Source organism: Gordonia sp. NPDC003504 (assembly GCF_053587995.1).
Window position 1 is genome coordinate 48,856 of the sequence record NZ_JBSFPC010000013.1, and the last position, 25,842, is coordinate 74,697.

A 25,842-nucleotide genomic window follows, 5' to 3' on the forward strand; every position below is an offset into this window, starting at 1 on the left:
TCCCGGTTACGACGACAGCGCGGCCACCGCGTCGAGTTCGGACTGCAACTCGGCCACCGACGCGTCGATCCGGGCACGCGAGAAGTCGTTGATCGCCAACCCGTCCACCACTTCCCACCGACCGTCGACCGCCCGCACCGGAACCGAACTCACGATGCCCTCCGGGATGCCGTAGGCGCCCGTGGACGGTAGCGCGGCCGATGTCCAATCGTCGTCAGGCGTTCCCAGAACCCAGTCGTGAACGTGATCGATGGTGGCGTTGGCGGCCGAGGCCGCCGACGACGCGCCCCGAGCCTCGATGATGGCCGTGCCGCGTTTGGCGACGGTCGGAATGAACTCGTCAACCAGCCACCGTTCGTCCTCGGCGACCTGTGTGCCCGACACGTCACCCACCTGCGCGTGGAAGATGTCGGGGTACTGGGTGGCGGAGTGATTGCCCCAGATCGAGACCCGGCTGATCTCACGCACCGGCGCACCGGTGTGCCGAGCGAGTTGGGCGATGGCGCGATTGTGGTCCAGTCGGGTCAGGGCGGTGAACCGTTCCGCGGGGACATCCGGAGCGTGCGCCGCGGCGACGGCGGCGTTGGTGTTCGCCGGATTGCCGACGACGATGATGCGGATGTCTTGTGCCGCAACCTCATTGATCACCTTGCCCTGCTCGGCAAAGATCGCCGAGTTGGCGGCCAGGAGATCGGCGCGCTCCATGCCCTTCGAGCGTGGCCTCGCGCCGATGAGCAGCCCGAACTGTGCGCCGTCGAAGGCCGATCGCGCGTTGTCGAAGATGTCGATCGACTGCAACAACGGGAAGGCGCCGTCCTCGAGTTCCATCGCGGTGCCCTCGGCCGCGGTGACGGCATGCGGGAGTTCGAGCAGACGCAGCCGGACGGGGCGGTCATGTCCGAGCATCGCGCCGGCGGCGATCCGGAACAGTGAGGCGTATCCGATGCTGCCGGCCGCGCCGGTGACGGTGACGACGGCGGGGGAGAGTTCAGCCATGATGAAGTCCTTCTCTGGTGGAAAGTGATGGCCAGCGGGTTGTCGGTGTTCGGTCGGTTCGGCGTGGCGGTCGGTTCAGGTGGGTGGTGCCTCGGTGAGGACCACGGTGGAGTCGGGGCCGGACAGCGTCAGCGTGGTCTCGTCACGCCGCCAGGTCAGCGGGCCGCGGGCGAAGTCCGAGAGCCAGGCGTCGGCGGCGTCTCGGGGCGGTGGGCAGGCCATGAGCGTCGACGCGAGTTGACCGATGGTCACCGAATCCGGGCCGAAGTCGACGGCACCGATGTGGCGGTTGCATCCGGCGCCGAGCGCGATCCGACCGGTGTCGGGGAACGCGACGGTCAACGGGCCACCGCCGGGAATCGGCTTCCCGGTCACCGACACCGAGCTGTAGGACGAGCCGGCCGGTGGGGGTGTCGGTACCGCCGGTTCCTCGCCGGCATCCGGACCCACGGCGATGGCGACCGACACCGCCACCACCGTGACGCCCAGGATCGCCGCCATCGTCAGCGTCGCGCCGACCACACGTGCACCGAGCCCGGGGTTTCGCTGCGACGTGTCCGAATTTAGGGTGGGTGGAGTCCGATCGATGGGCGCGCTCGGGTCCTCGGTGCTCACGGCACACACGGTAGTCCAGTGACGACGCTCGAACACGGTGGGAGGTGGCGAGGATGGTGTCGGTGACCGCTCGAACCGAGTACACCCGCGGGCTGCATCAGGTCTGCTCCTACGGTGCCGCGGCCTCGCTCGTCGCGGGTCTGGTGGCATTGGTGATGATGCCCGCTCTCGGTGCGCCGGGCCTCGTGACGGCGGGGGTGACCGCGGGTCTGGTGGTGGTGTCGCTGGCCGCGACCGCGCTGAGTCGGATGCTGCCCCGCGGCGCGGTACTGCTCAGCGTCGACGCTGACAGCGTGTACTTCGGAACCGAGGAGCACGGTGTCACCAGCCGTGGACTGTCGCAGCTGGTGTCGGCGACGCTCGGGCCGGTGGCCACTCGCACCGAGATCGGTGGCCGCACCCTGGTGATCGGTGGAATGCGTTACCTGACAATGGTCTTCACCACCCGGGCATCCACGACAGGCTTCGGCGCCGACGAAGACGGCCACGAGGATATCGAGCGGTGGAGTGTGGTGGTCGCCGACAGTGACCCGGCGGCCGCCCGCGCCGTCGAACGTCTCCGGGTGGCGGCACCCGGAACCCCGTCGCGGATGGGCGACGGGGGCCGCACGCCGGCCGAATCGGCCTCGCAGGTGAGCCTGTCGGATTCTGAGGTGATCTCCGGGCCACGGATCGTCGACGCCGGGAGCGAGGACGCGGCCCGGCGACTGTGGGAGGAGACCACCCGGCGACACGACGACGTGCTCCGTGCCTACGGGAATTATGAGACCGACCCCGCGATGATGCTCGCCTATCCCGCCGTCACCGACGTCACCCTGGATCAGGTGCAGAACTTCCAGCTCGCGCTGGAGAACGCGGATGCGCTGCGCACCGAACGGTATCCGGGGTCACGCGACCGCGCGGGTGCCTACCAGCGGGCGGTGGAAAGCCTGCGTCGCTCCTGGGTCACCTGTGAACGCGACGGCCGGCGCATCGGGACGCGGTATCTGCAGGCCGCCGACCAGGACGACATGACCACCGCGCTGCGCCTGTACCGGCACGCCCAGGGCGAGAACACCGAGGACGCGGAGGATGCCTACACCCGCGTCCGCACCATCGTCGGCGACCTGATCGATCGTGGGAGCCTGCACCCGCCGCAGGCCGCCGTCGCCGAACTCGATGCGACGGCGGGTGTGGCGACGACGGAGCCGCCGGCGTCGCACGGTCGGTGATACCCGGCGTCAGTGATATCCGGCGTGGAGGAACCCGCCGCCGAGGGTGTAGGTGCCCTCGGATCCGTCGGAATCGCCGATCGCGACCTGGATCACCGGCACCCCGTCGGAGCGGAAGTCGGTGGTGGCCTGGATGTCGAGGGCGTTGCGGTCGACCGGTTCGACCCGGCCACGGACCATGGCCTGGCGCCGCACGGAGTCGAAGGCCGCCGCGGTCACGTTGTCGATCGCGAACCCCGGAGGTCGGTAATCTGAAGGGCGCGTGGTCAATTCGGGGAATCGACCGGGCACCACCGACACCTGCCCGTCGGTGGTGCCGGTGGCGAACTCGGCCAGCGCACCGCCGCTGTTCTGAATCTGTCCGGCGTACATGATCGGGGTGTTGTCGGCGATCCCGCGGATCTCCCACCTCGTGAACACCGGCCCATCCGTCGGGATCCCGGCATCGGCGAGGGCGGCACGCAACACCGAAAACGCGGCGGTGAAGTCGCCCGGCTCGAAATACGACGCGACGTTGCCCTGCGGCGTGGCCTCGATGACGTGGTCATCGGTGATCTGCTCGGGATTCTCGAACGTCCCGGTGAGCAGCACGCCGTCGTCGGGTCTCGGTCGGGCCACCCGCAGATCGGCGAAGTCCACCGAGCCGGCGAACGCCTCGGTGCGACGCTCCATTTCACCGGCGATCGCGGTCATGTTCGTCGCGGCGACCTCGGTCGCGTCGAAGGTGCTGCCGCTGCGCAGGGTCGTGGTCGAACGGCTCTGCCGCACCGTGTCTCCGTCGACCCACAGCCCGACGGATTCACCGGTGCCCGGGTCGTAGATCTCGGCCCGATCCGAGCCGTCGGCGAAGGTCAGCGACAAGATGTTGGTCGACGCCGTCGGACCGGACGCGGCGACGGCCGACAGCAACCGGTCGCGGCGCTGATCCAGGGTTGTCTCGTCGCCGAGGCGCAACAGCGATCCCGGTGATCCGATCGGGGCGTCGACATCCCAGACCGCGGTCGGGATGCCGAACAGCACCGCGGCGCCGACGGTCGCGGCCACCGCCGGGTAGAGGAGGGCGCGGGCGCCGGGTGAGGACGCGAAACCCTGGGACGTGCCGCTGCGGGGCGGCAACTGCTCGGGTGGCAGCGTCGTCGTCGGATCGGCGGCGACCGCGTCGAAATGCGCGCGCGACATCGCCGAGATCCAGCGGGCGTCGTATGCGGTGTCGTGGCGCGGCGTGATGTGTGCGGTCACCAGCGTGGGCTGGTCGTCGCCGGCGGCGAGGGTGCTGCGGGTCAGTGCCGAGACCTCGATGGGTACGGCGTTCTCGGTGACGCCTCGTCGGAACAGTGGCAGTTCGGATGTCCGGGTGGCGCGCGGGATGAGGGCCACCCCGGCGATCACGAGGGGAACGCCGACGACGAGAGCGGCCCACCACGGGTTGAACGCACCCAGACCGATGCCCATGGCGAGGATCGCACCGGCGACCGCCGATCGGATGACACGCACCGTGATCCGGTTCATCGCAGTCCTCGCAGGTCGCGGCATGGCGGTCGAGAAGGGTCCCGGACGGATACCGGTGTCGAAGATGATACGGCGCCTCTCGCCGCCGTAGGGGTGCCGCGTACCGTGGACGGCGATTCTTTCTCGAGATCAAGTGGCAGGAGAGATGCTCGGTGGGAAAGCTGACCAACAGCATGTGGCGTTTGCTGGGAGCCCAGAGTTCACGCAATCAGTCCAAGTCGCTCGGCCTGCTCAAGGATGCCGATGCCCACACCGAGTGGGCCGCCGAACTCGACAGTGCCGACTTCCGTTCCGAGGGTGAGAACCTCGACATCGGGTCCGACGCCGGCGACCGGGCAAAGTTCCTCGCACTGGCGCGCGAGGCCGCCGACCGAACCCTCGACATGCGTCCCTTCGACGTGCAGCTGCAGGGCGCCCTGAGACTCCTCGAGGGTGACGTCATCGAGATGGCCACCGGTGAGGGCAAGACCCTTGCGGGTGCGATCGCGGCCGTGGGCTACGTGCTCGAGGGGCATCGCGTCCATGTCATCTCCGTGAACGACTACCTCGCCACCCGCGACGCCGAGTGGATGGGTCCGCTGTTCGATGCATTCGGCATCGTGGTGAACGCGGTGTCGGAGAACTCGTCCCGGGACGAGCGCAAGCGCGCTTATGACGGCGACGTCGTCTACGGTTCGGTCAACGAGATCGGCTTCGACGTGCTGCGTGATCAGCTCGTCGTGTCCGCCGATCAGTTGGTGTCGCCGATCCCCGACGTCGCGATCATCGATGAGGCCGACTCGGTGCTCGTCGACGAGGCGCTGATCCCGCTCGTGCTGGCCGGCTCCACCGACGTCGAGGTCCCCGACGCCGCCATCCACGACGTGGTGGCACGGATGAAGAACAAGCACTACGAGGTCGACGTCGATGGCCGCAATGTGTCGCTGACCGACGAGGGTGCGGTCTTCGTCGAGGAGGAACTCGGCGGGATCAATCTCTACGACGAGGAACACGTCGGCACCACCCTCGTCCACGTCAATGTCGCGATGCATGCGCATTACCTGCTCGAGCGCGACGTCCACTACATCGTGCGCGACGGCGGCGTCCACCTGATCAACGCCTCCCGCGGCCGGGTCGCCCAGTTGCAGCGGTGGCCCGACGGCATGCAGGCGGCGGTGGAGGTCAAAGAAGGTCTGGCACAGACCGATTCCGGCGAGGTGATCGACACCATCACGGTGCAGGCACTCATCGGGCGCTACCCGAAGGTCTGCGGCATGACCGGTACCGCCATCGCCGCGGGCGAGCAGTTCCGGCAGTTCTACGATCTGCGCGTCTCCCAGATCCCGCCCAACACCCCCAACGTGCGCGAGGATCTGCCCGACCGCGTCTACGACACCAAGGCCAACAAGGTCGAGGCCGTCGTCGCCTACGTCAAGGAGGTCCACGAGACCGGTCAGCCGGTGCTCATCGGTACCCATGACGTCGCCGAGTCCGAGGAACTCGCCTACTTCCTCGACAAGGCCGGGGTGTCGTGCGTGGTCCTCAACGCGAAGAACGACGCGGAGGAGGCCAAGATCATCGCCGAGGCCGGCGCCCGCGATGCGGTGACCGTGTCGACGCAGATGGCCGGACGCGGCACCGACATCCGGCTCGGCGGTTCCAGCGACGACGAGGATGCACGCGAGGAGATCGTCGAACTGGGCGGCCTGTGCGTGGTGGGTACCGGACGCCACGACACCGAACGACTCGACAACCAGTTGCGTGGGCGCGCGGGACGGCAGGGTGACCCGGGGACCTCGGTGTTCTTCAGCAGCCTCGAGGATCCCGTCGTCACCCGCAACCTCTCCTTCAAGCGGGATCCGGTGTCACAGTCCGAGGACGGCTTCATGGGGGCCAAGGGCATCGACCTGATCGAACAGGCGCAACGCGTCGCCGAGGGCGTGATGCTCGAACTGCATGCCAACACCTGGCGCTACAACAAGCTGGTCAACCAGCAGCGCGAGATTGTGGTGAAGCGGCGCATGGAGATCTTGACCACCGACACGGCGGTGAAGGAACTGCGAGATCTCGAACCCGAGCGATATGCGGTCCTGACCGGTACCGCCGAGAAGAAGACCGAGAGTGAGTCGACCGAGGTCGCGGTGAGCACCGAGGACGCCGCCACCGACGATGACGCGGCGGCTGCGACGGCGAAGGGCGAGTCGGCGAAGACCGAGGCGGCGAAGAGTGAGGCGACGACATCCGCGGATGGCGAGCCCCCCGCTGACACCGAGGGCACCGACTGGGCCCCGGTCGAACCGATCGACGAGAAGGTCCTCGAACAGGCCGCGCGCGAGATCATGCTCTATCACCTCGACCGCGAGTGGGCCGATCATCTGGCCTTCGTCTCCGACGTGCGGGCCAGTATCCACCTGCGGGCCATCGGTCGGGAGAGCCCGCTCGACGAATTCCACCGGCTCATCCTCGAAGAGTTCGGGGAACTGCCGGAGCGTGCGATCGAGAAGTCCCGCACCACCTTCCGCGATGCCGTCATCACCGCCGACGGCGTCGACCTCGGCGCCTCCGATCTTCATCGGTCGACGATGACGTGGACCTACATGGTGCACGACAACCTCTTCGCCTCCGGTGGTGCCAAGACGCTGCAGGGAATCATCGGCATCTTCCGGTGACCTCCGGGGGAATGGGCGACGACTCGGCACCGGCCACCGACGCCGGGTTCTTCACCGTCCCCAATGCGCTCAGCGTGCTCCGGCTCGCGCTGATCCCGGTGTTCGTGTGGGTGTTGCTGGTGGTCAAGGCAGACGGCTGGGCCTTCGTGATCCTGATGGTCTCCGGCTTCTCCGACTGGCTCGACGGGAAACTGGCCCGACTGCTCGGGCAGTCGTCGCGGATCGGGGAGTTGCTGGATCCGGCCGCCGACCGTCTGTACGTTGTCGTGATCCCGATCTGCTTCGGGCTGCGCGACTTCGTGCCGTGGTGGCTGATCGGCGTCATCATCGCGCGTGATGTGCTGTTGTTCGCGACCGCGCCGCTGCTCCGATCACGGGGACTGGTGGCGCTCCCGGTTCTCTACGTGGGCAAGGCGGCCACCTTCGCGTTGATGAGTGCGTTCCCGTGGTTGCTTGCCGGACAACTGGATTCGGTGATCGGCACCATCTGCTACCCGATCGGCTGGGCCTTTCTGATCTGGGGCGTCGGAATGTATGTGTGGTCCTTCGTCCTGTATTGGGTGCAGACCATCATGGTGATGCGGACGATGCCGTCCCTGCGCCACGTGCATCCCGATGCGACGGGCTAGAGTCTCGACTGACCCGAAGTACCCGCCTGACTTGAAGTTCCCGACTGACATGAAGTTCCCGACTGACACGAAAGGGGCACCGGTGACCGATACCAATGTGCCGGCCGAGTTGACCTACACCCCCGAACACGAATGGGTGCGCAAGGTGGCACCGACGACGGTGCGCATCGGCATCACCGACTACGCCCAGGACGCGCTCGGGGACGTGGTGTTCGTGCAGCTGCCCGAGGTGGGTTCGGAGGTCGAGAACGGGGAGTCCTTCGCCGAGGTCGAGTCGACCAAAAGTGTGTCGGATATCTTCGGTCCACTCAACGGGACGATCGCCGCGGTCAACGAGGAGCTCGAGTCGACTCCCGATCTGGTGAACTCAGAGCCGTACGACTCGGGGTGGCTCGTCGAGATCTCGGTCGATGACGCCGGCGCGCTCGATGCCCAACTCGCCGATCTCCTCGATGCCGACGGATATCGGCAGGTCATCGAGGGCTGATCGGTTCCGGGTGGGCCGCATGCGCGGAGAAGGGAACGGGAAACGGCCCCCAACCCGCGTATCGGCCCTGCCCGGGCGGCTATGATCAACCGGTGTCCTTTCTCGGGCGGTTGGGGTCGAGTCGCCCCGTGCGGCCGAGGCCTGTGAATACGTCGTATTCAGCTACTTGGGTTCGACTACGTTGGATTTCGACCGGCGACGCCGAGATCGGTGAGAAATCGCGCGGTTTCCGTGGCCGGGTGATCCGGTGATCGGTTACCGAGCGCGCCGAGGGCGTCGTGATCGACAAGTGACAGCATTGCGGACGACGAAGGAGAGATAGTGAGCGATAACGACAACGGCTTCGAGGCGCCCGTGGAGACCACATCGGTCTTCCGCGAGGAGTTCATCAATGAACTCGACGCGGCCGCAACCTCGAGTGAGCCCGCCGACACCGGGGTGGAGCGTCTGCAGCCCGGCACGGCGCTGCTTGTCGTCAAGCGCGGACCCAACGCGGGTTCGCGGTTCCTGCTCGATCAGCCGACCACGTCCGCGGGCCGGCATCCCGACAGCGACATCTTTCTCGACGATGTGACCGTCAGTCGTCGGCATGCCGAATTCCGGCGCGGCGACGGGGAATTCCAGGTGGTCGACGTGGGCAGCCTCAACGGCACCTACGTGAACCGCGAACCGGTCGACACCGCGACGTTGAGCAACGGTGACGAGGTCCAGATCGGCAAGTTCCGGCTGGTGTTCCTCAGCGGCCCGCGCGAGGGATCGGCTTCCTAGACACGTGCCGGCATCCTCTGCGGGACAGCGCGGCGACGGACCGATGTCGATCGGCACGGTTCTGGCGTTGCTGCGCGAGGACTTCCCCGACGTCACGATATCCAAGATCCGATTCCTGGAATCGGAAGGGTTGATCAGCCCGGAGCGTGCACCGTCGGGGTATCGGCGATTCACCACCTCCGACTGTGAACGACTGCGATTCGTGCTGACCGCGCAACGTGATCGGTACCTGCCGCTCAAGGTCATCAAGGAACAACTCGAGGCGATCGACAACGGTGATGGTGGGGGTGGCGGTCCCCGGTTGTTGTCGTCCGCACGGTCGTCGGTCGCGCCGGCCACCGATTTCGGCGCTCGGGGCGGCCGGGTCTCACGCGAGGTGCTGATCGACCGGACCGGTGTCGACGCCGCGTTCGTCACGGAGTTGCAGCGCAACGGTCTGCTCACCGCCGGTCCGGCGGGGTTCTTCGACGAGGACGCGGTGCGTCTGGTCGAGGCGGCGGCCGCCCTGGCGAGTTACGGGGTGGAGGCCCGGCACCTGCGCGCCTTCAAGGTGTCCGCCGATCGGGAGGCCGGTCTCGTCGCCCAGATCGCGAACCCGATCGCCAAGGGCAAGGGGACCGGTGCGCGTGACCGGGCCGAGGAATTGATCCGCGAGATCGCCGCGTTGTCGGTGACGCTGCACACCCAGTTGGTGAAGGCAGCGGTTCGCGACGTGCTCGACTGACTACAACCGTCGCCGCGGCGTGCCGCGGTGTAGCGTCGAGTCCAACCATGAAGGTCCGACGTCGAGGCGTGGAGGTGTCAGGTAATGAGCGAGATGCGCGTGGTGGGTATCCGGGTCGAGCCGCCGCAGAGCCAGCCGGTTCTCCTGCTTCGCGAGATCGACGGTGCCCGCTACCTGCCCATCTGGATCGGGCAAAGTGAAGCAGCCTCTATTGCCTTGCAGCAGAAGGGGATCGAACCCCCGCGTCCGCTGACGCACGACCTGATCGTCAACCTCATCGAGGATTTCGGGCAGACGCTGGTCGAGGTGCGCATCGTCGACATGCAGGAGGGCACGTTCTACGCGGAGATGGTGTTCGCCAACGACATGCGTGTCTCGGCGCGGCCATCGGACTCGATCGCGGTCGCGATGCGCGCCGAGGTGCCGATCATCGCCGACGAAGAGGTCCTGGCCGAGGCGGGACTGCTGATTCCGGACGAGGAGTCCGATGAGGCTCCCGACGAGAAGGAGGACGAAGTCGAGAAGTTCAAAGAATTCCTCGACAACGTTTCGCCGGATGACTTCAAGGCCAGCGGCGGTGCCTAGCCTCGCCTGGCCGGAGAAACCCATGACTGTCGCGTAGCGACACGTCACGGAACGGCAACCGTCTGATCTCCGTCCGCCTCCATCTCGAGTAGAGGTCGAGGTCCCCGGGCGCGTCGCGTTGATTCGGGGTCCGGCCCCGGCATACCGTCGCTATCGAGAACGTCGCCGGACACCGGCGACGAGAACGACATCGACCGGTCCCCGGGCGCGTAAGGTAGACCACCGAAGGTGGTCGACGAGCGACGTCCGACCACCGGTTCATACCCAGGCGAGGAGTCTGCAGTGGGCGATCAGCCGTTGGACAGCGACCCGACGACCGGCACCGGCGACGTGACACGCCCAGCGCAGGCGACTCAGGGAAGCCTCGAGGACATCGCGCCCGGACTCTTCCCCAACGACACCGTTCCGGACGAATTGGTCGGCTACCGTGGCCCGAGTGCATGCCAGATCGCCGGCATCACCTATCGCCAGCTCGACTACTGGGCCCGGACCTCGCTGGTGGTGCCGTCGATTCGCGGCGCCGCCGGATCGGGAAGTCAGCGGCTCTACTCGTTCAAGGACGTCCTCGTCCTCAAGATTGTCAAACGACTCCTCGACACCGGCATCTCGCTGCAGAACATCCGCGTCGCCGTCGATCACCTCCGGCAACGCGGCGTCGAGGATCTCGCCCGGATCACCCTGTTCTCCGACGGCACCACCGTCTACGAATGCACGTCGGCCGAGGAGGTCGTCGACCTCCTGCAGGGCGGCCAGGGAGTCTTCGGCATCGCGGTCAGCGGTGCGATGCGGGAGCTGACCGGGACGATCTCCGACTTCCCCGGTGAGCGCGCCGACGGCGGCGTCACCGAGACCGCGCCGGAGGACGAACTCGCCGCGCGTCGCAAGAGCCGCGCCCGCCGCACCGGATAGCACCTCACGCGGGCGGGTGAATCCCGCCGGTCGGTCACCGGGCGGCGGGCCGACGGTGACTGCTGGTGAGGTCGCCAGAAGGTACACTGTGTGCGCGTCGCTGCATCACGGGAGAGCGTCGCCGGACCCAGGGGTAGCGGCGGCCGCCGAAGGAGCAACACCTCCTCGTCAAACTCTCAGGCACCCGGACCGTGATGAAAGACGGCGTCTCTGGAAAGTGACGGGTTGTCCCGTCCGCCCACGGTGAAAGGCCCACGCGTCGGTGACGCCGCGACGGACCGAATCTCTCAGGCGCTGCCCGACCCCCCGGTCGGGGGGCATGACAGAGGGGGAGGACCCAGCCGATCCGGCGCACGCCGGATCCCCCGAGAGGTCGCCTCCCGTCATGACCCGTCCCGCCGGTTCTGCCCATCCCGTGACCCCTGCCGCAGCAGATCATCCTGCGTTCGTCGACCGTCACGTCGGCCCCGACGACGCCGAGACCGCCCGCATCCTGTCGGCCCTCGGCGTGTCCTCACTCGACGAACTCGGCGCGCGCGTCGTCCCGTCGGTGATCGCCGATCCGATTGACGAGAACGGCCTCTGCGACAACGGACTCGACGCGCTGCCCGCACCCCGGACCGAGCCCGAGATCCTCGCCGAACTCACCTCACTCGCCGCCCGCAACACCGTGCGTCGCTCGATGATCGGTCTCGGGTACTACGACACCCACACGCCCCCGGTCATTCTGCGCAACGTGATCGAGAACCCGGCCTGGTACACCGCTTACACCCCGTATCAGCCGGAGATCAGCCAGGGCCGGCTCGAGGCGCTGCTGAACTTCCAGACGATGGTCGCCGACCTCACCGGACTGGAGGTCGCGAATGCATCGATGCTCGACGAGGCCACCGCAGCGGCCGAGGCCATGACCCTGCTGCGGCGGGCCGGCAAGTCGAAGTCGTCGCGGCTCGTCGTCGATGGCGATCTGTTCCCGCAGACCCGTGCGCTCATCGACACCCGCGCCGAGCCGCTGGGCATCGAGGTCGTCGAGGCGTCGTTGCACCCGGATCTGCCCGGGCACGGCCTGCCCGACGGCGACTACTTCGGCGTCATCCTCCAGGTGCCCGGCGCGTCGGGCCGGATCCGCGATATCGCCCCGATCATCGCGGCCGCCCACGAGGCCGGCGCACTGGTGGCCGTCGGCGCCGATCTGCTGGCCCTCACGCTCATCACGCCGCCCGGTGAACAGGACGCCGATGTCGCCTTCGGGACCACGCAACGATTCGGTGTGCCGATGGGCTTCGGTGGTCCGCACGCCGGTTACCTTGCCGTGCGCTCGGCGTACACCCGCCAACTGCCGGGCCGGTTGGTCGGGGTGTCCAAGGACGCCGACGACAATCTCGCCTACCGCCTGTCGTTGCAGACCCGGGAACAACACATCCGACGCGAGAAGGCCACGAGCAACATCTGCACCGCGCAGGTGCTGCTGGCGGTCGTCGCGGCGATGTACGCCGCCTACCACGGACCGAGCGGCCTGCGGGCGATCGCCCGCCGCGTCCATGAGCGTGCCGCCCTCATCGCCAACAGCCTGACCGCGGCCGGATTTGCGGTCGAACACGCCGACTTCTTCGACACCGTCGAGGTCCGGGCACCGGGCCGTGCCGGCCGTATCGTTGCCGCGGCACATCGCGCGGGAGTCAATCTGTGGCAGGTGGACGACGATCGGCTCCGGATCGCCTGTGATGAGACCACCACCGACGCCGATGTCACCGCGGTCCTCGGTGCATTCGATGCCGGCAACGTCGCGCCGCGGAGTTTCGCGCAACCCGTCGAAGTACGCACCAGTGAGTATCTGACCCACCCGGCGTTCAATCGGCATCGCACCGAGACGTCGATGCTGCGCTACTTGCGGGCGTTGTCGGACAAGGACATTGCGCTCGATCGCAGCATGATTCCGCTGGGGTCGTGCACAATGAAGCTCAACGCGACGGCCGAGATGGAACCCATCACGTGGCCGGGCTTTGCCGGTCTGCATCCTTTTGCTCCCGTCGAGGACGGCGAGGGCATCCGCGAACTGATCGCGACCCTGGAGTCCTGGTTGGTCGCCATCACCGGGTACGACCGGGTCAGCCTGCAGCCCAATGCCGGATCGCAGGGTGAGTACGCGGGACTGCTGGCCATCCGCGGCTATCACCGCAGCCGCGGTGACCTCGACCGCGACGTCTGCCTGATCCCGTCGAGCGCGCACGGCACCAACGCGGCATCCGCGGTGATGGCCGGGATGCGGGTCGTGGTGGTGGCGTGCCGGACCAACGGCGACGTCGACGTCGACGACCTGCGCGCGAAAATCGACAAGCACGGTGAGCGTCTGGCCGCGATCATGATCACCTACCCGTCGACGCACGGCGTGTTCGAGCACGACATCGCCGAGATCTGCGCCGCGGTGCACGACGCCGGCGGGCAGGTGTACGTCGACGGTGCCAACCTGAATGCCCTGGTGGGGGTTGCGCGTCCGGGTCGGTTCGGCGGGGACGTCAGCCATCTGAACCTGCACAAGACCTTCTGCATCCCGCACGGCGGGGGCGGTCCGGGTGTCGGCCCGGTGGCGGTGCGCCGGCATCTCGCCGCGTTCCTGCCCGGCCACCCGTTGGCACCCGAGCTGCCCGGCGGTCCGACGATCTCGGCCGCGCCCTACGGTTCGGCGTCGATCCTGCCGATCACCTACGCCTACATCGCCATGATGGGGGCGGCCGGACTGCGCCGCGCCACCCTGACCGCGATCGCCTCGGCCAACTACATCGCGCGCCGTCTCGCCGATCACTACCCAGTGCTCTACACCGGGCACGAAGCCGGGTCCGGGGACACCGGCAGCGTCGGTGGATGGGTGGCACACGAGTGCATCCTCGATCTGCGGGGGTTGACCAAGGCCACCGGTGTCACCGTCGACGACGTCGCGAAACGCCTCGCCGACTACGGATTCCACGCGCCGACCATGAGTTTCCCGGTGGCCGGGACGCTGATGGTGGAGCCCACCGAAAGTGAGAACCTCGACGAGATCGACGCGTTCTGTGAGGCCATGATCGCGATCCGCGGCGAGATCGATCAGGTGGCCGCGGGTGTCTGGCCGGTCGACGACAACCCGCTACGGGGTGCGCCGCACACCGCGGAATGTCTTGTCGGACAGTGGGATCACCCGTACTCCCGGGAGCTGGCGGTCTATCCGCAAGGGCTTCCGTCGGTGGGGGCACGAGCCAAGGTGTGGCCGGCGGTGCGCCGCATCGACGGCGTGTTCGGCGACCGCAACCTGGTGTGCAGTTGCCCGTCGGTGGAGGCCTTTGCCGACTGACCTCAGGTGAGTGGCCCGTAGACCAGGCGATTGATGTCGACGATCGCCTGGTCCTCCGGACCGGGCATCGGATCGTTGGTCATCGGGAAGGTGACGGTCGCCGTCTTGGGTGGCATCGGTGCGTCACCACGGAATCCGAGCGCGGTCAGGGCGCGCAGATGGTCGGGGTCCTCGACGAACGTCACGAACTCCGACACCGCGGCCGAGGCGAACTCGGGGACCCGGTCCCCTTTGAGCCGGATGACCGGAAAATCGGCGATCGGGGTGGGGCCGAGCGGGATGACCTCGCTCAGCCGGGGTGTCGAGTCGTCCTTGGTGAGTTGATACAGGCGTTGTTCGGTGATCGGCACCGCGTGGATGTCGGCGGTGGCGGGATCGGCGGCCTCGGCGATCGCGGTGGCCGCACCGACCGGCGTGCCGTCCGGGGATCGCGGCGCAGACCCGGTGAGCGCGCGGATGCTGGAGGACACGCGCTCGGTGGACGCGTCGGCGGCCGTCAGGGGTCCCGTCGTTCGGCTCACCCGCGCGGCGACCGCCTGCGCGGCCAGCGCCGACGGATCCGACTGTGCCTCCCGCGGCATCGCCATCCGCAACGATCCCCAGCCGCGTAGACCGAGGTCGTCGAGGCTGTCGTCGCGTGTGGCCAGGGTGGGCAGCCGGCCCCAGTCCAGTTGGTCGGCCTTCGCGCCGAGTTGCGGTGCGGTGGCGAGGACGACCGGCGAGGTCACCAGCGAGTCGGGGGTGCCGTCGACGAGGTCGGGTTTGGCGATGACGAGTTCGGCCGCCCACACCGACGACTGCGGGATCCAGGCGGCGGGGTGATCGCCCATCGACGCGACATCCCAGGAGCCGGTCAGTGACGTCAGGGCGACCTTCGCGTCGCTGGGGCGGATCGCGATGGTCACACAGTGATCGCGCACCACCGGATTCGTGCGCGTGTAGACCTCGGCGAGCGAGATGAGTCCCGGAGCGATGTCCGGGTCCGCGGCGATGGTCACCGTCGCCTTGCCGTCCACGCACGTGGCGGCGGCAGCGTCGCCCTCACGGTCGACGTGATCGGCGATCTGGAACCAGACGACGACGCAGGCGGCCACCAACACCACCGACAACAGGGTCAGGACCAGGCCGCGGCCGACCCCACGATGCCGAAGCCTGTTGCGGTCATCGGCGACGCGATGGTGTGCCACCGGGTGGTCCTCCCATAGAAGGATCTCTCATCGGGCGGTGGAGGTCACCGCCCGATGAGAGATCATCGGCTCATGCCTGCGCTGCTGCCTTGTACTCGCGGCGACGGCGATGCAGGATCGGCTCGGTGTACCCGCTGGGCTGCTTGGCGCCCTCGAGGATCAGCTCCTTGGCGGCCTGCCAGGCGATGTTGGTGTCGAAATCCGGGGACAACGGCGAATAGGTCGCATCACCCTCGTTCTGACGATCGACCACCGGCGCCATCCGCTTGAGCGCGGCAACGACGTCGTCCTCGCTGACGATGCCGTGGCGCAGCCAGTTGGCCAGCAGCTGGCTCGAGATCCGCAGCGTCGCACGGTCTTCCATCAGGGCGATGTCATGGATGTCGGGCACCTTGGAGCAGCCGACGCCCTGATCGATCCACCGCACCACGTAGCCCAGGATGGACTGGCAGTTGTTGTCGAGTTCCTCGCGCTTCTCGGCCTCGGACCAATCGGTCTTCGGGGCCAGCGGGATGGTCAGGATGTCGTCGACCGAGGCCGGGTCACGCTTGGCGATCTCGTCCTGGCGCTCGAACACGTCGACGAGGTGATAGTGCATCGCGTGCAGTGTTGCGCCGGTGGGTGAGGGCACCCACGCGGTGGTCGCGCCGGCCTGCGGCTGACCGATCTTCTGCTCGACCATGTCGGCCATCAGGTCGGTCATCGCCCACATACCCTTGCCGATCTGCGCCTTATGCTGCAGACCGGCGTGCAGACCGATGTCGACATTGGAGTCCTCGTAGGCGAGCATCCACTTCTGCTTTTTCATCTCGCCCTTGCGGATCATCGCACCCGCCTCCATGGAGGTGTGGATCTCGTCGCCGGTGCGATCGAGGAAGCCGGTGTTGATGAACACCACCCGGTTCTCGGCGGACTTGATCGCGGCCTTGAGGTTGACGCTGGTGCGACGCTCCTCGTCCATGATGCCGACCTTGAGGGTGTTCTCCGGCAGGCCGAGCACCTTCTCCACGCGGCCGAACAGCTCCGAGGTGAACGCCACCTCGTCGGGGCCGTGCATCTTGGGCTTGACGATGTAGATCGACCCGGTCCGCGAGTTCTGTAGGCCGCTCTCGCCGCCGGACAGTCCGTGCATCCCGATCAGCGAGGTGAACAGCGCATCCTGGATGCCCTCGGGGATTTCGTTGCCGTCGGCGTCGAGGATGGCCGGGTTGGTCATCAGGTGACCGACGTTGCGCACGAACAGCAGCGAACGGCCGTGCAGATCGAAGCCGGTGCCGTCGGGTGCGGTGTACTCGCGGTTGCCGTTGAGTACACGGGTGAAGGTCTTGCCGCCCTTGGTGACCTCTTCGGCGAGGTCGCCCTTGTTGAGGCCGAGCCAGTTGCGGTAGCCGAGGACCTTGTCGTCGGCGTCGACGGCGGCGACCGAATCCTCGAAGTCCATGATCGTGGTGATCGCCGACTCCATCACGACATCCTTGATGCCGGCCGGGTCGGTCTGGCCGATCGGGGAGGTCGGGTCGACCTCGATGTCTAGGTACAGGCCGTTGTGGCGCAGCAGGATCGACGTCGGCGCGTCGGCCTCGCCGCGGTATCCGGCGAAGGCGGACGGGTCGGCGAGGGTGGACGTGGTGCCGTCGGCCAGGGTCACCGTGACACCGGAGTCGGTCACCGCGAACTTCGTGACGTCGGTGTAGCTGCACTGCTCGAGCGGGACCGCCTTGTCGAGGAAGTCCTTGGCGTAGGCGATCACCTTGTCGCCGCGAACCTTGTTGTAGCCCTTGCCCTTCTCGGCGCCGTCGGCCTCGGAGATGACGTCGGTGCCATACAGCGCGTCATACAGCGAACCCCACCGGGCGTTGGAGGCGTTGAGGGCGAAGCGTGCGTTGAGGACCGGCACGACGAGCTGCGGGCCCGCGGTCTCGGCGATCTCCCGGTCGACATTGGCGGTCCCGATCTGGAAATCGTCGGGGACCGGGACGAGGTAACCGATCTCGGTCAGGAAATCCTTGTACTCACCGAAGACCGCCGGATCGCTGAAGTCGGCGCCCTTGTGATCACGGTGCCAGTCGTCGATCTTCGCCTGCAGGGTGTCGCGGATCGCGAGGAGTTCGGCGTTGCGCGGGGCGAGATCGGCGATAACCGATGCCGCACCCGACCAGAACGCGTCCTTGTCTACACCGGTGCCCGGCAGCGCCTCATTGGTGATGAAGTCGTAGAGAACGGGGTCGACCTGCAGGCCGTCGACGATGATGCGGTCCGACATGTGAGCCTTTCTGCTCGGGGTTCGCGCTTGCGGCCTTCCATGTTACTCGCCGGGAACCTCGCCTCCGGCACGGCGTTGGCCTGCGGCGATGACCGACCGCAGTTGTCCGAGCGCGGCACCGATGTCGGCCCGCAGAGCGGCGCCCCGCGCGGCGATCCCCGTCTGCTCCCGGACGTAGGCGGCCCGGCCCGCCGGGGTCTCGATCGGCACCGCTTCATAGCCGAGTGCGCTCAGATCGTAGGGGCTGGCGCGCATATCGAGTTCGCGTGCGTCGCGGGCGATTTCGAACGCCGACAAGGTCAGACGCGCGTCGAGCAACGGTGCCAACGTGAAGCAGGTGCGGTATAGATCCATCGTCGCGTGCAGGCAGCCGGGCTGGTCCCGCTCCAGGCGATCCGACGGTGTCAGCGAGTTCTCGTTGCGGGGTCGGGCGGCGTCGGTGAAGAATCGGAACGCGTCGAAGTGGGTGCAGCGCAACGGCATCGATTCGACGACGGCGTCGGTGCCGACGGCGCCCAGCCGTAGCGGGTAGGGGTGGCGGGTGTCGTCGGTGCGGTAGACCATCGCCCACTCGTGCAGGCCGAAGCAGCCCAGCCGGGCGGGGCGGGCGGCGGTGCGGGCCAGGAGTGTGTCCGCCGACTCGACGGCCCGCGCGCGTTGCCGCAGATACGCCGGATCGACGGTGACTCCGTCGGGTACCCGGTGATAGCCCCGCAGCCCCAGATACTCGCGGGCGCGGTCCTTGTCGGTGTGGGTGCCGTCGATCTGCAGCGTGACCCCGAAGCCGGGATGCCACCGCGTGACGTGGGACGGGCGCGACGAGTAATAGGTGAACAGGAAGTCGAGGACGGGATGTTTGCGGCCCCGTCGCCGGGCGCGCAGGTAGTCGCCGATGATCTCCTCGACGCGACGTTCATGTGCCTCCCGCCGTGCCTGCCACTCCGGCGCGGTGAGAACCGTGTTCACCGCGGTGAGGGTCATGACGGGATCCGGGTCATACCGGGTCACACCCGATGCGTTTCGTCGCGGACCGTGCCGACAAACTCCTCGACCAGATCGGCCAGGGCGACGATCCCGATGGTGCGGCCGCTGTCGTCGACGACGGCACCCAGATGCGAACTCGTGCGACGAAGCGTCGCTGTCGCCTCGTCGATCGGGGCGTCGGCCGCGATCACCGGTAGCGGGCGGATCTTGTCGATGCCGATGATCGTGTCGGGTCCGACGCTGTCGTCGAGAATGTCGTCGAGGACGTCCTTCAGATGCAGGTATCCGGTGTAGGTTCCGTCGATACTGCGCACCGGGAACCGGGAGAAACCGGTGTCGCTGACGGCCCGTTCCACCGAGCCGAGACGGGGACCGGTACCGCCGGTCACCGGATCGCGTTCGACGTCGACGCTGCGCATCCGGTCCAGCGGTATCAGCACCTCGGAGACACTGCGCGTCACCGAACGCAGCGCACGGTTCAGACGCGCGTGCTCCTCGGCGTCGATCAGCCCCTCCTCCCGGGACTCGCCGAGCATCTGCGCCAGTTCGACCGGCGACACCGTCGAATCCAGTTCGTCCTTGGGTTCCACCCGCAGCGCCCGCAGGGTGATGTTGGCCAGCCAGTTGTAGAACGCGACCAGCGGGCGGGCGATCGTGATGAAGCGCAGATGAATCGGCACCAGGAGCATCGCCGACGTCTCGGGGCCGGCCAGTGCGATGTTCTTGGGCACCATCTCGCCGAGCAGGATGTGCAGGACCACCACGAGCGCCAGTGCGACGGCGAAGGCGATCGGATGCAGCAGGGACTCGGGGACGTGTGCGAGGTGCAGCGGTCCCTCGACGAGGTGGGCCACCGCGGGTTCGGCGACGCGGCCGAGCAGGATCGAACAGATCGTGATGCCCAACTGTGCGGCGGCCAACATCAGCGACAGGTGTTCGCCGGCGCGGATGACCGTGCGAGCCCGCGACTTGCCCTCGTCGGCGAGGGCCTCGAGGCGGTCGCGCCGCGCGGAGATGAGGGAGAACTCCGCACCGACGAAGAAGGCGTTCCCGGCGAGCAGTGCGACGGCGAGGATGATCGCCCAGATGTCGTTCACCGCGTCTCCTCCGTGGTCGTCGGTTCGTCGTCGGACAGCGGTTGCAGCGCGACGACGTCGACCCGGCGGCCATCCATCTGCGTGACGGTGGCACGCCATCTCGTCTGCGAATCCGGATCGGACTCGTCGCCGTCGGTGTCCTCCTCGTCGTCGGTCGACGGTGTCCGCGCGGGGAGTTCGACGCTGTCGCCGACCTCGGGGATGCGTCCCAGGACGAACATCACCAGGCCGCCCAGGGTGTCGAACGAGCCCTCGGGCGCCCGGTATCCGGTGGCATCGAACAGTTCGTCGGTGCGCAGCAGGCCCGCGCACAGGAAGCCGTCGCCGTCGGCGGCGACATCGGGATGCTCGAAGTCGTGTTCGTCGGTGACATCGCCCAGGATCTCTTCGATGAGGTCCTCGGTGGTGACGATTCCCGCCGCACCGCCGTATTCGTCGATGACGACACCGAGTTCCATCCCGTCGGCCCTGATCTGTTCCATCAGCGCGTCACCGTCGAGGCTGACCGGTACGCGTGTCACCGCTCGCGCGATCGACGCGAGCGAGGTGGTGGTCTGCTCGTCGGGCGCTATGGTGAAGGCCTGTTTGATGTGCACGACACCGATGAGTTCGTCGAGACTGCCGTCGTCGACGATGGGGAATCGGGAATGGCCGGTGCGGGCACACGCGATGATGAGGTCACGCACGGTGTCGGTGCGTTCGAGGCATTCGACGGTGACCCGCGGCGTCATCAGATCCTCCGCGGTCAGGTCGCCGAACCGCAGCGATCGGTCGACGAGCGTCGCGGTGTCCTGATCGATGGCACCTTGGCGCGCCGAGTTGCGGACCAATGACGCCAATTCCTGCGGTGACCGCCCCGACCGCAGTTCCTCGGCGGGTTCGATCCCTAGACGCCGGACCAGCCAGTTCGCGGCGCCGTTGAGTCCGGTGATCATCGGCCGGAAGATCGCGGAGAACCCGGTCATCGGACCGGCAGTGAAACGTGCCACCGACAGCGGATGAGCGATGGCCAGATTCTTCGGTACCAGTTCACCGAGCACCATCGACAGCGACGTCGCGATGATCAGCGACAGCGCCAGGGCGATTCCCGTCGACCATCCGGCGCCGAGACCGGCGGCCTGCAGCGCGGGGGTGAACAGCTGGGCGAGTACCGGTTCGGCGATGTAACCGGTCACCAGGGTGGTGATCGTGATGCCCAGTTGCGCCCCGGACAATTGGAAGGAGAGCGTGCGATGGGCACGCTGCACCATCCTCGACCGCCGATCGCCGCGCTTGTCGACGTCGGAATCGATGGCCGACCGTTCCAGGGCGGTCAGTGAGAACTCGGCCGCCACGAACAGCGCGGTGCCGAGGGTGAGGGCGACGAACCCCACCAGTCCGGCGATGTAGAGAACGATCTGCACCCGCCGATCACCACCCGCCCGGAAGCGGCCGGCCCTCGGCGAAACCGGCGGGGGACTGCACGCCGAGCACCACCCGTTCGTGGAGTTCGGCGATGCTGCGGGCACCGGCGTAGGTCGCGGTGCTGCGCACCCCGGCACAGATGTGGTCGACGAGATCCTCGACGCTGGGCCGTTCCGGATCGAGGGGGATCCGCGAGGAGGAGATGCCCTCCTCGAACAGACTCTTGCGGGCTCGGTCGTAGGCGTTGTCCGAACTCGAGCGGGCGGCCACCGCGCGTTTGGAGGCCATGCCGAAGCTGACCTTGAAGGCGCCCCGGGCGTCGTGGTGGAGATCGCCGGGGGCCTCGTAGGTGCCGGCGAACCATGAGCCGATCATCACGTTCGACGCCCCGGCGGCCAGGGCCAGCGCCACATCCCGGGGATGGCGGACACCGCCGTCGGCCCAGACATGGGCACCACGCGCGCGGGCTGCGTCGGCACAGTCGGCCACCGCGGAGAACTGCGGGCGGCCGACGCCGGTCATCATCCGGGTGGTGCACATCGCACCGGGACCGACCCCGACCTTCACGATCGTCGCGCCCGCCTCGATCAGGTCGACGGTGCCCTCCGCGGTGACCACGTTCCCGGCGACGATGGGTACCCCGAGGTCGGCCGCGGCGACAGATTCGAGAGCCGAGATCATCCGCTCCTGATGCCCGTGGGCGGTGTCGATGACCAGGAGGTCGGCACCGGCCGCAACGAGTCCCTTGGCCTTGGCGGCGACGTCGCCGTTGATTCCGACGGCCGCGGCGATCCGGAGCTTGCCGGCGGCATCGAGGTTGGGTCGGTACACCCCGTGCCGCAGCGCACCGACCGCGGTGAGGACCCCGGCCAGGGTGCCGTCGGTGTGGGTGAGCACCGCCAACGATTGGTGGACGTCGGTGAGCGCATCGAAGATCTCGCGGGGCGGTGTGTGGATCGGGACGGTGACGACGAGCGGATCGAGGACGTCGCGGACCCGCGCGAACCGGTCCACATCGGCGCATCCGGATTCGGTGACCACGCCGACCGGCACCTTGTCGCGGACGACGACGGCCGCGCCGTGGGCGCGTTTGTGCAGTAGTGCCAGCGCGTCGGACACCGAGTCCTCGGTGGTGAGCACCACCGGGGTGTCGGCCACGAGGTCACGGGACTTGACGAACGCGATGGACTCGGCGGCCGCCGCTGTCGGCAGATCCTGGGGCAGCACGGCGAGTCCGCCCCGACGTGCGAGTGTCTCGGCCATCCGCTTACCGGTCACCGCCGTCATATTCGCCGAGATGATCGGCACGGTGGCGCCGGAACCGTCCCGCGTCGACAGGTCGACGTCGAACCGGGACGTGACGTCCGAACGGTTCGGGACGACGAACACGTCGTTGTAGGTCAGGTCGTGGGTCCGTTGATGACCGTCCAGGAATCGCACGTCGGGGCTTTCGGGCAGACCTACTGCTCGACCTCGGTGCGGTCGCCGCCCCACAGGGTGTGGAAGGTGCCCGGCTTGTCGATCCGCTGGTAGGTGTGCGCACCGAAGTAGTCGCGCAGACCCTGGGTGAGGGCGGCGGGGAGGCGTTCGCTGCGCAGGCCGTCGTAGTAGGACAGCGAGGACGCGAAGGCCGGCACCGGGACTCCCATCAGGGCGGCGGTGGACACCACGCGACGCCACGCATCGACCCCGGATTCGACGGCGTCGCGGAAGTACGGGTCGAGGAGCAGGCTGGGCAGGTCGGGGTTGTCGGCGTAGGCGTCACGAATGCGGTTGAGGAACTTCGCGCGGATGATGCAGCCACCACGCCAGATCGTGGCCAGCGATCCGCGATCGACGTTCCAGTCGTATTCCTTGCTGCCCGCGGAGATCTGGTCGAATCCCTGCGCGTAGGCAACCACCTTGGAGGCGTACAGGGCGGCCCGGATGTCGTCGACGAACGCGTCCTTGTCGGCGGGTGCGGCGCCCGCGGTGCCACCGGCGAGGCCCTGGGCCTGCTTGCGCTGGCCCGACGAGCTCGACAGTGCGCGGGCGAAGACCGCCTCGGCGATACCCGTCGTCGGAATGCCGAGGTCCAGGGCGGACTTCACGGTCCACCGCCCGGTGCCCTTCTGGCCGGCCTCGTCGACGATGACGTCGACGAGGGGCTTGCCGGTGTCGGCGTCGGTCTGTGCGAGCACCTGGGCGGTGATCTCGATCAGGTAGCTCTCGAGATCGCCGGTGTTCCACTGGGCGAACACGTCGGCGATGTCGGCCACCGGCAGATCCAGCACGCGCCGCATGAGGTCGTAGGCCTCACCGATCAACTGCATGTCGGCGTACTCGATACCGTTGTGGACCATCTTGACGAAGTGACCGCTGCCGTCGGGCCCGATGTGCGTGCAGCACGGCTCGCCGTCGACGTGCGCGGAGATCGACTCGAGGAGTGGCCCGAGGGATTTGTAGGATTCGGCCGGGCCGCCCGGCATGATCGACGGACCGTTGAGTGCGCCCTCCTCGCCGCCGGAGATGCCGGCCCCGACGAAGTGCAGCCCACGGTCGGCCATCGCCTTCTCGCGGCGGATGGTGTCGGTGTAGAGCGAGTTGCCGCCGTCGATGATGATGTCGTTGGGTTCCATGGCGTCGGCGAGTTCGTTGATGACGGCGTCGGTGGGGTCACCGGCCTTGACCATGATGAGTACCCGGCGCGGCTTCTCGAGCGCATCGACGAATTCGGCGATCGTCTCCGACCGGATGAACGAGCCCTCGCTGCCGTGTTCGGTCAACAGCGCGTCGGTCTTGGCGATGCTGCGGTTGTGCAGGGCAACCGTGTAGCCCTTGTGCGCGAAATTGCGGGCGATGTTGGAGCCCATCACGGCCAGGCCGGTGACACCGATCTGGGCCTTGGCGGTCGGGGAGGTCGAGGCGGCGTTTGTCATGTCTCCACCCTATGGTGTCGGTTCGGATGGTGGTGTGCGCGCGTGGTCGCGGGTCGACGCGGGGAAGCGGATGACCGTCGGATCAGCGGTGCGCGGTGAGCAGCCGGCTGATCTCGGTGAGCCACGGAATGGCGACGGCGAGCGTCGGGATCACCAGAATCGCCGCGGCGCCGGCATAGGCGGCGATGACGATGAGCGGGGTGGGCCGCCCATGCCGCAGCCGGTGCACCCGGGCCAGCGTGGTCGGTCCGCCGACGGCCATCGCACCGCGGGGAGCGACCGCGTCGGCGCAGGCCACCAACGCGCGGCCGAGGGTCGTGGGAGTGGTGGCGCGGACCGCCTGATCGTCGGCGAGTGCCTCGACGAGGAGTTTGACGGCGTCGAGGGCGGAACTGCTGCGGACGAACCGGGGGAACGCCTCGTGTAGTGCGATGAAGGCCTCGAGGACCAGATCGTGGCGGGCGCGCAGGTGCGCACGTTCATGTGCGATGACGGCGACGAGTTCGTCGCGGGTCAGGCGGGCGACGACGCCCTCGCTGAGGACGACGCGCTGGCGCAGGCCCGGGAGGCAGTAGGCGAGCGGCTCCTGGACATCGAGCATCCGGATGTCACGCGCGAAAAGCGGATGCGTGTGATCGGAGCGATCGCAGCGGTCGAGGATGTCGATCAGCTGCCGGTGGGTGGACCGGCGGGCGCGGGTGCGCAGCCCCACCCGGATGGTCGTGAAGAACAACCGGGCGCCGATGAGCAGCGTCAGCGCGAAGACACCGACGTAGAGCAACCACAGGGGGAGGCCGAGTCGTTCGATCTCATGAACCGGGTGCGTGGTGGGGGCGCCATCCGGACCGGGGGCCAGGAGATTCGCCGCGATCGCCAGACCACAACTGAATGCCGAGAGCACCGCGGCCAGGGCGATGGCCTGCCACAGCGTCATCGCCGCACGGGGCGCCCGGATCGGCCACGCCGCCCGCGACAACCACTCCGGCACAGGACCGACCAACAGCAACGTCATGATGCCGAAGAGCAGGGCGGTCATCGATGGCTGTCCTCGCGGTTGGGCTGTGCGGGCGGTGCGGTGGGGTGCTGAGCGCCCCGAAAGAAATCTAGCGTGTGATCTCCGGGTTGCGGGCGGCTTCGAGTTCATCGAGCGCCGAGCGCAGGGCGGCGGCTTCGTCGGCCCCGACGCGACCCACGAACGACACCAGTGCGGCGTGGCGTGATCCGGGGGCGTCGGCCTCGCTGAGGGCATCCACCATCAGCGACGCCACGAGATCCTCGCGGGGATGGGTCGGGACGTACTTGTGGGCGCGGTCCTCACGGATCTGGGTGACCAGATTCTTCTTGGCGAGGCGCTGCAGGACGGTCATCACCGTCGTGTAGGCCAACGACCGGCTCTCCGACAGGGTGGCATGAACCTGGCGCACGGTCTGAGGGGTGGGAGTTGCCCACAGCGTGTCCATGACCGCCCGCTCCAGGTCTCCCAAGCCATTCATCTTTCGCATTTTACTGCCGATTCTCCTCGATGCCGCATCTGGCTTCTCTGCCCAGGTCATCGGCGTGCCCGGCGCGCCGACGGTGTGGTC

At 67.8% G+C, this 25,842-nt stretch carries 21 protein-coding genes and 1 riboswitch; of the genes, 9 read left to right on the forward strand and 12 right to left on the reverse strand.

The window, feature by feature from the left end; genetic code table 11:
* Positions 1-6: 6 nt before the first annotated feature.
* Positions 7-996 (reverse strand): malate dehydrogenase, encoded by a 990-nt coding sequence (locus ACWDPV_RS20085; RefSeq protein ID WP_449744364.1) that lies wholly within the window; start codon positions 994-996, stop codon positions 7-9.
* 75 nt (positions 997-1,071) lie between these two features.
* Positions 1,072-1,611, reverse strand: coding sequence for an META domain-containing protein (locus ACWDPV_RS20090; protein WP_449744365.1), 540 nt, complete (start codon positions 1,609-1,611; stop codon positions 1,072-1,074).
* Positions 1,612-1,664: 53 nt separating this feature from the next.
* On the opposite strand from ACWDPV_RS20090, the gene ACWDPV_RS20095 reads away from it, so the two are divergent.
* Entirely contained in the window at positions 1,665-2,822 is a 1,158-nt protein-coding gene (locus ACWDPV_RS20095) for a hypothetical protein (protein WP_449744366.1), read from the forward strand.
* A gap of 9 nt (positions 2,823-2,831) precedes the next feature.
* On the opposite strand, the gene ACWDPV_RS20100 is transcribed toward ACWDPV_RS20095, so the two are convergent.
* Entirely contained in the window at positions 2,832-4,331 is a 1,500-nt protein-coding gene (locus ACWDPV_RS20100) for a hypothetical protein (protein WP_449744367.1), read from the reverse strand.
* Positions 4,332-4,483: 152 nt separating this feature from the next.
* On the opposite strand from ACWDPV_RS20100, the gene secA2 reads away from it, so the two are divergent.
* From secA2 to gcvP, 8 genes are all read left to right on the forward strand, one after another.
* The gene (gene secA2, locus ACWDPV_RS20105; RefSeq protein ID WP_449744368.1) at positions 4,484-6,979 is read left to right on the forward strand and encodes an accessory Sec system translocase SecA2; all 2,496 of its coding nucleotides are present in this window, start codon (positions 4,484-4,486) and stop codon (positions 6,977-6,979) included.
* An 11-nt stretch (positions 6,980-6,990) separates the two neighbouring features.
* Positions 6,991-7,608 carry a CDP-alcohol phosphatidyltransferase family protein gene (locus ACWDPV_RS20110; protein ID WP_449744440.1) on the forward strand — a complete coding sequence of 206 codons (618 nt, stop codon included), beginning with the start codon at positions 6,991-6,993 and terminating at the stop codon, positions 7,606-7,608.
* 82 nt (positions 7,609-7,690) lie between these two features.
* On the forward strand, positions 7,691-8,095 hold the full coding sequence (gcvH, locus tag ACWDPV_RS20115; RefSeq protein WP_348805896.1) for a glycine cleavage system protein GcvH: 405 nt from the start codon (positions 7,691-7,693) through the stop codon (positions 8,093-8,095).
* 318 nt (positions 8,096-8,413) lie between these two features.
* Positions 8,414-8,863, forward strand: a complete 450-nt coding sequence (garA, locus tag ACWDPV_RS20120; RefSeq protein WP_348805952.1) for a glycogen accumulation regulator GarA — start codon at positions 8,414-8,416, stop codon at positions 8,861-8,863.
* 43 nt (positions 8,864-8,906) lie between these two features.
* Positions 8,907-9,587, forward strand: coding sequence for a transcriptional regulator FtsR (gene ftsR, locus ACWDPV_RS20125; protein ID WP_449744369.1), 681 nt, complete (start codon positions 8,907-8,909; stop codon positions 9,585-9,587).
* Positions 9,588-9,671: 84 nt separating this feature from the next.
* Positions 9,672-10,172, forward strand: a complete 501-nt coding sequence (locus ACWDPV_RS20130) for a bifunctional nuclease family protein (protein ID WP_449744370.1) — start codon at positions 9,672-9,674, stop codon at positions 10,170-10,172.
* Between the two features lie 282 nt (positions 10,173-10,454).
* The gene (locus ACWDPV_RS20135) at positions 10,455-11,081 is read left to right on the forward strand and encodes a MerR family transcriptional regulator (protein WP_348805893.1); all 627 of its coding nucleotides are present in this window, start codon (positions 10,455-10,457) and stop codon (positions 11,079-11,081) included.
* 98 nt (positions 11,082-11,179) lie between these two features.
* Positions 11,180-11,283, forward strand: a riboswitch (glycine riboswitch).
* A 183-nt stretch (positions 11,284-11,466) separates the two neighbouring features.
* Positions 11,467-14,406: an aminomethyl-transferring glycine dehydrogenase gene (gene gcvP, locus ACWDPV_RS20140; RefSeq protein ID WP_449744371.1), complete on the forward strand. Its 2,940-nt coding sequence runs from the start codon at positions 11,467-11,469 to the stop codon at positions 14,404-14,406.
* A gap of 2 nt (positions 14,407-14,408) precedes the next feature.
* On the opposite strand, the gene ACWDPV_RS20145 is transcribed toward gcvP, so the two are convergent.
* From ACWDPV_RS20145 to ACWDPV_RS20185, 9 genes are all read right to left on the reverse strand, one after another.
* The gene (locus ACWDPV_RS20145) at positions 14,409-15,593 is read right to left on the reverse strand and encodes a hypothetical protein (RefSeq protein WP_449744372.1); all 1,185 of its coding nucleotides are present in this window, start codon (positions 15,591-15,593) and stop codon (positions 14,409-14,411) included.
* A 70-nt stretch (positions 15,594-15,663) separates the two neighbouring features.
* Positions 15,664-17,856, reverse strand: coding sequence for a malate synthase G (locus tag ACWDPV_RS20150; RefSeq protein ID WP_449744373.1), 2,193 nt, complete (start codon positions 17,854-17,856; stop codon positions 15,664-15,666).
* A 42-nt stretch (positions 17,857-17,898) separates the two neighbouring features.
* Positions 17,899-18,837, reverse strand: a complete 939-nt coding sequence (locus ACWDPV_RS20155) for a 3-methyladenine DNA glycosylase (RefSeq protein WP_449744374.1) — start codon at positions 18,835-18,837, stop codon at positions 17,899-17,901.
* 23 nt (positions 18,838-18,860) lie between these two features.
* Positions 18,861-19,937: a hemolysin family protein gene (locus tag ACWDPV_RS20160; RefSeq protein ID WP_449744375.1), complete on the reverse strand. Its 1,077-nt coding sequence runs from the start codon at positions 19,935-19,937 to the stop codon at positions 18,861-18,863.
* A complete protein-coding gene (locus ACWDPV_RS20165; RefSeq protein ID WP_449744376.1) occupies positions 19,934-21,340 on the reverse strand; it encodes a hemolysin family protein in 1,407 nt (468 codons plus the stop codon). The genes ACWDPV_RS20160 and ACWDPV_RS20165 overlap by 4 nt, the downstream gene beginning before the upstream one ends.
* A gap of 7 nt (positions 21,341-21,347) precedes the next feature.
* Positions 21,348-22,781: a GMP reductase gene (gene guaB1 / locus ACWDPV_RS20170; protein ID WP_449744377.1), complete on the reverse strand. Its 1,434-nt coding sequence runs from the start codon at positions 22,779-22,781 to the stop codon at positions 21,348-21,350.
* A 20-nt stretch (positions 22,782-22,801) separates the two neighbouring features.
* On the reverse strand, positions 22,802-24,259 hold the full coding sequence (gndA, locus tag ACWDPV_RS20175; protein ID WP_449744378.1) for an NADP-dependent phosphogluconate dehydrogenase: 1,458 nt from the start codon (positions 24,257-24,259) through the stop codon (positions 22,802-22,804).
* A gap of 82 nt (positions 24,260-24,341) precedes the next feature.
* Positions 24,342-25,295, reverse strand: coding sequence for a M48 family metalloprotease (locus ACWDPV_RS20180; RefSeq protein WP_449744379.1), 954 nt, complete (start codon positions 25,293-25,295; stop codon positions 24,342-24,344).
* 67 nt (positions 25,296-25,362) lie between these two features.
* A complete protein-coding gene (locus ACWDPV_RS20185; protein ID WP_348805882.1) occupies positions 25,363-25,761 on the reverse strand; it encodes a BlaI/MecI/CopY family transcriptional regulator in 399 nt (132 codons plus the stop codon).
* Positions 25,762-25,842: the final 81 nt, after the last annotated feature.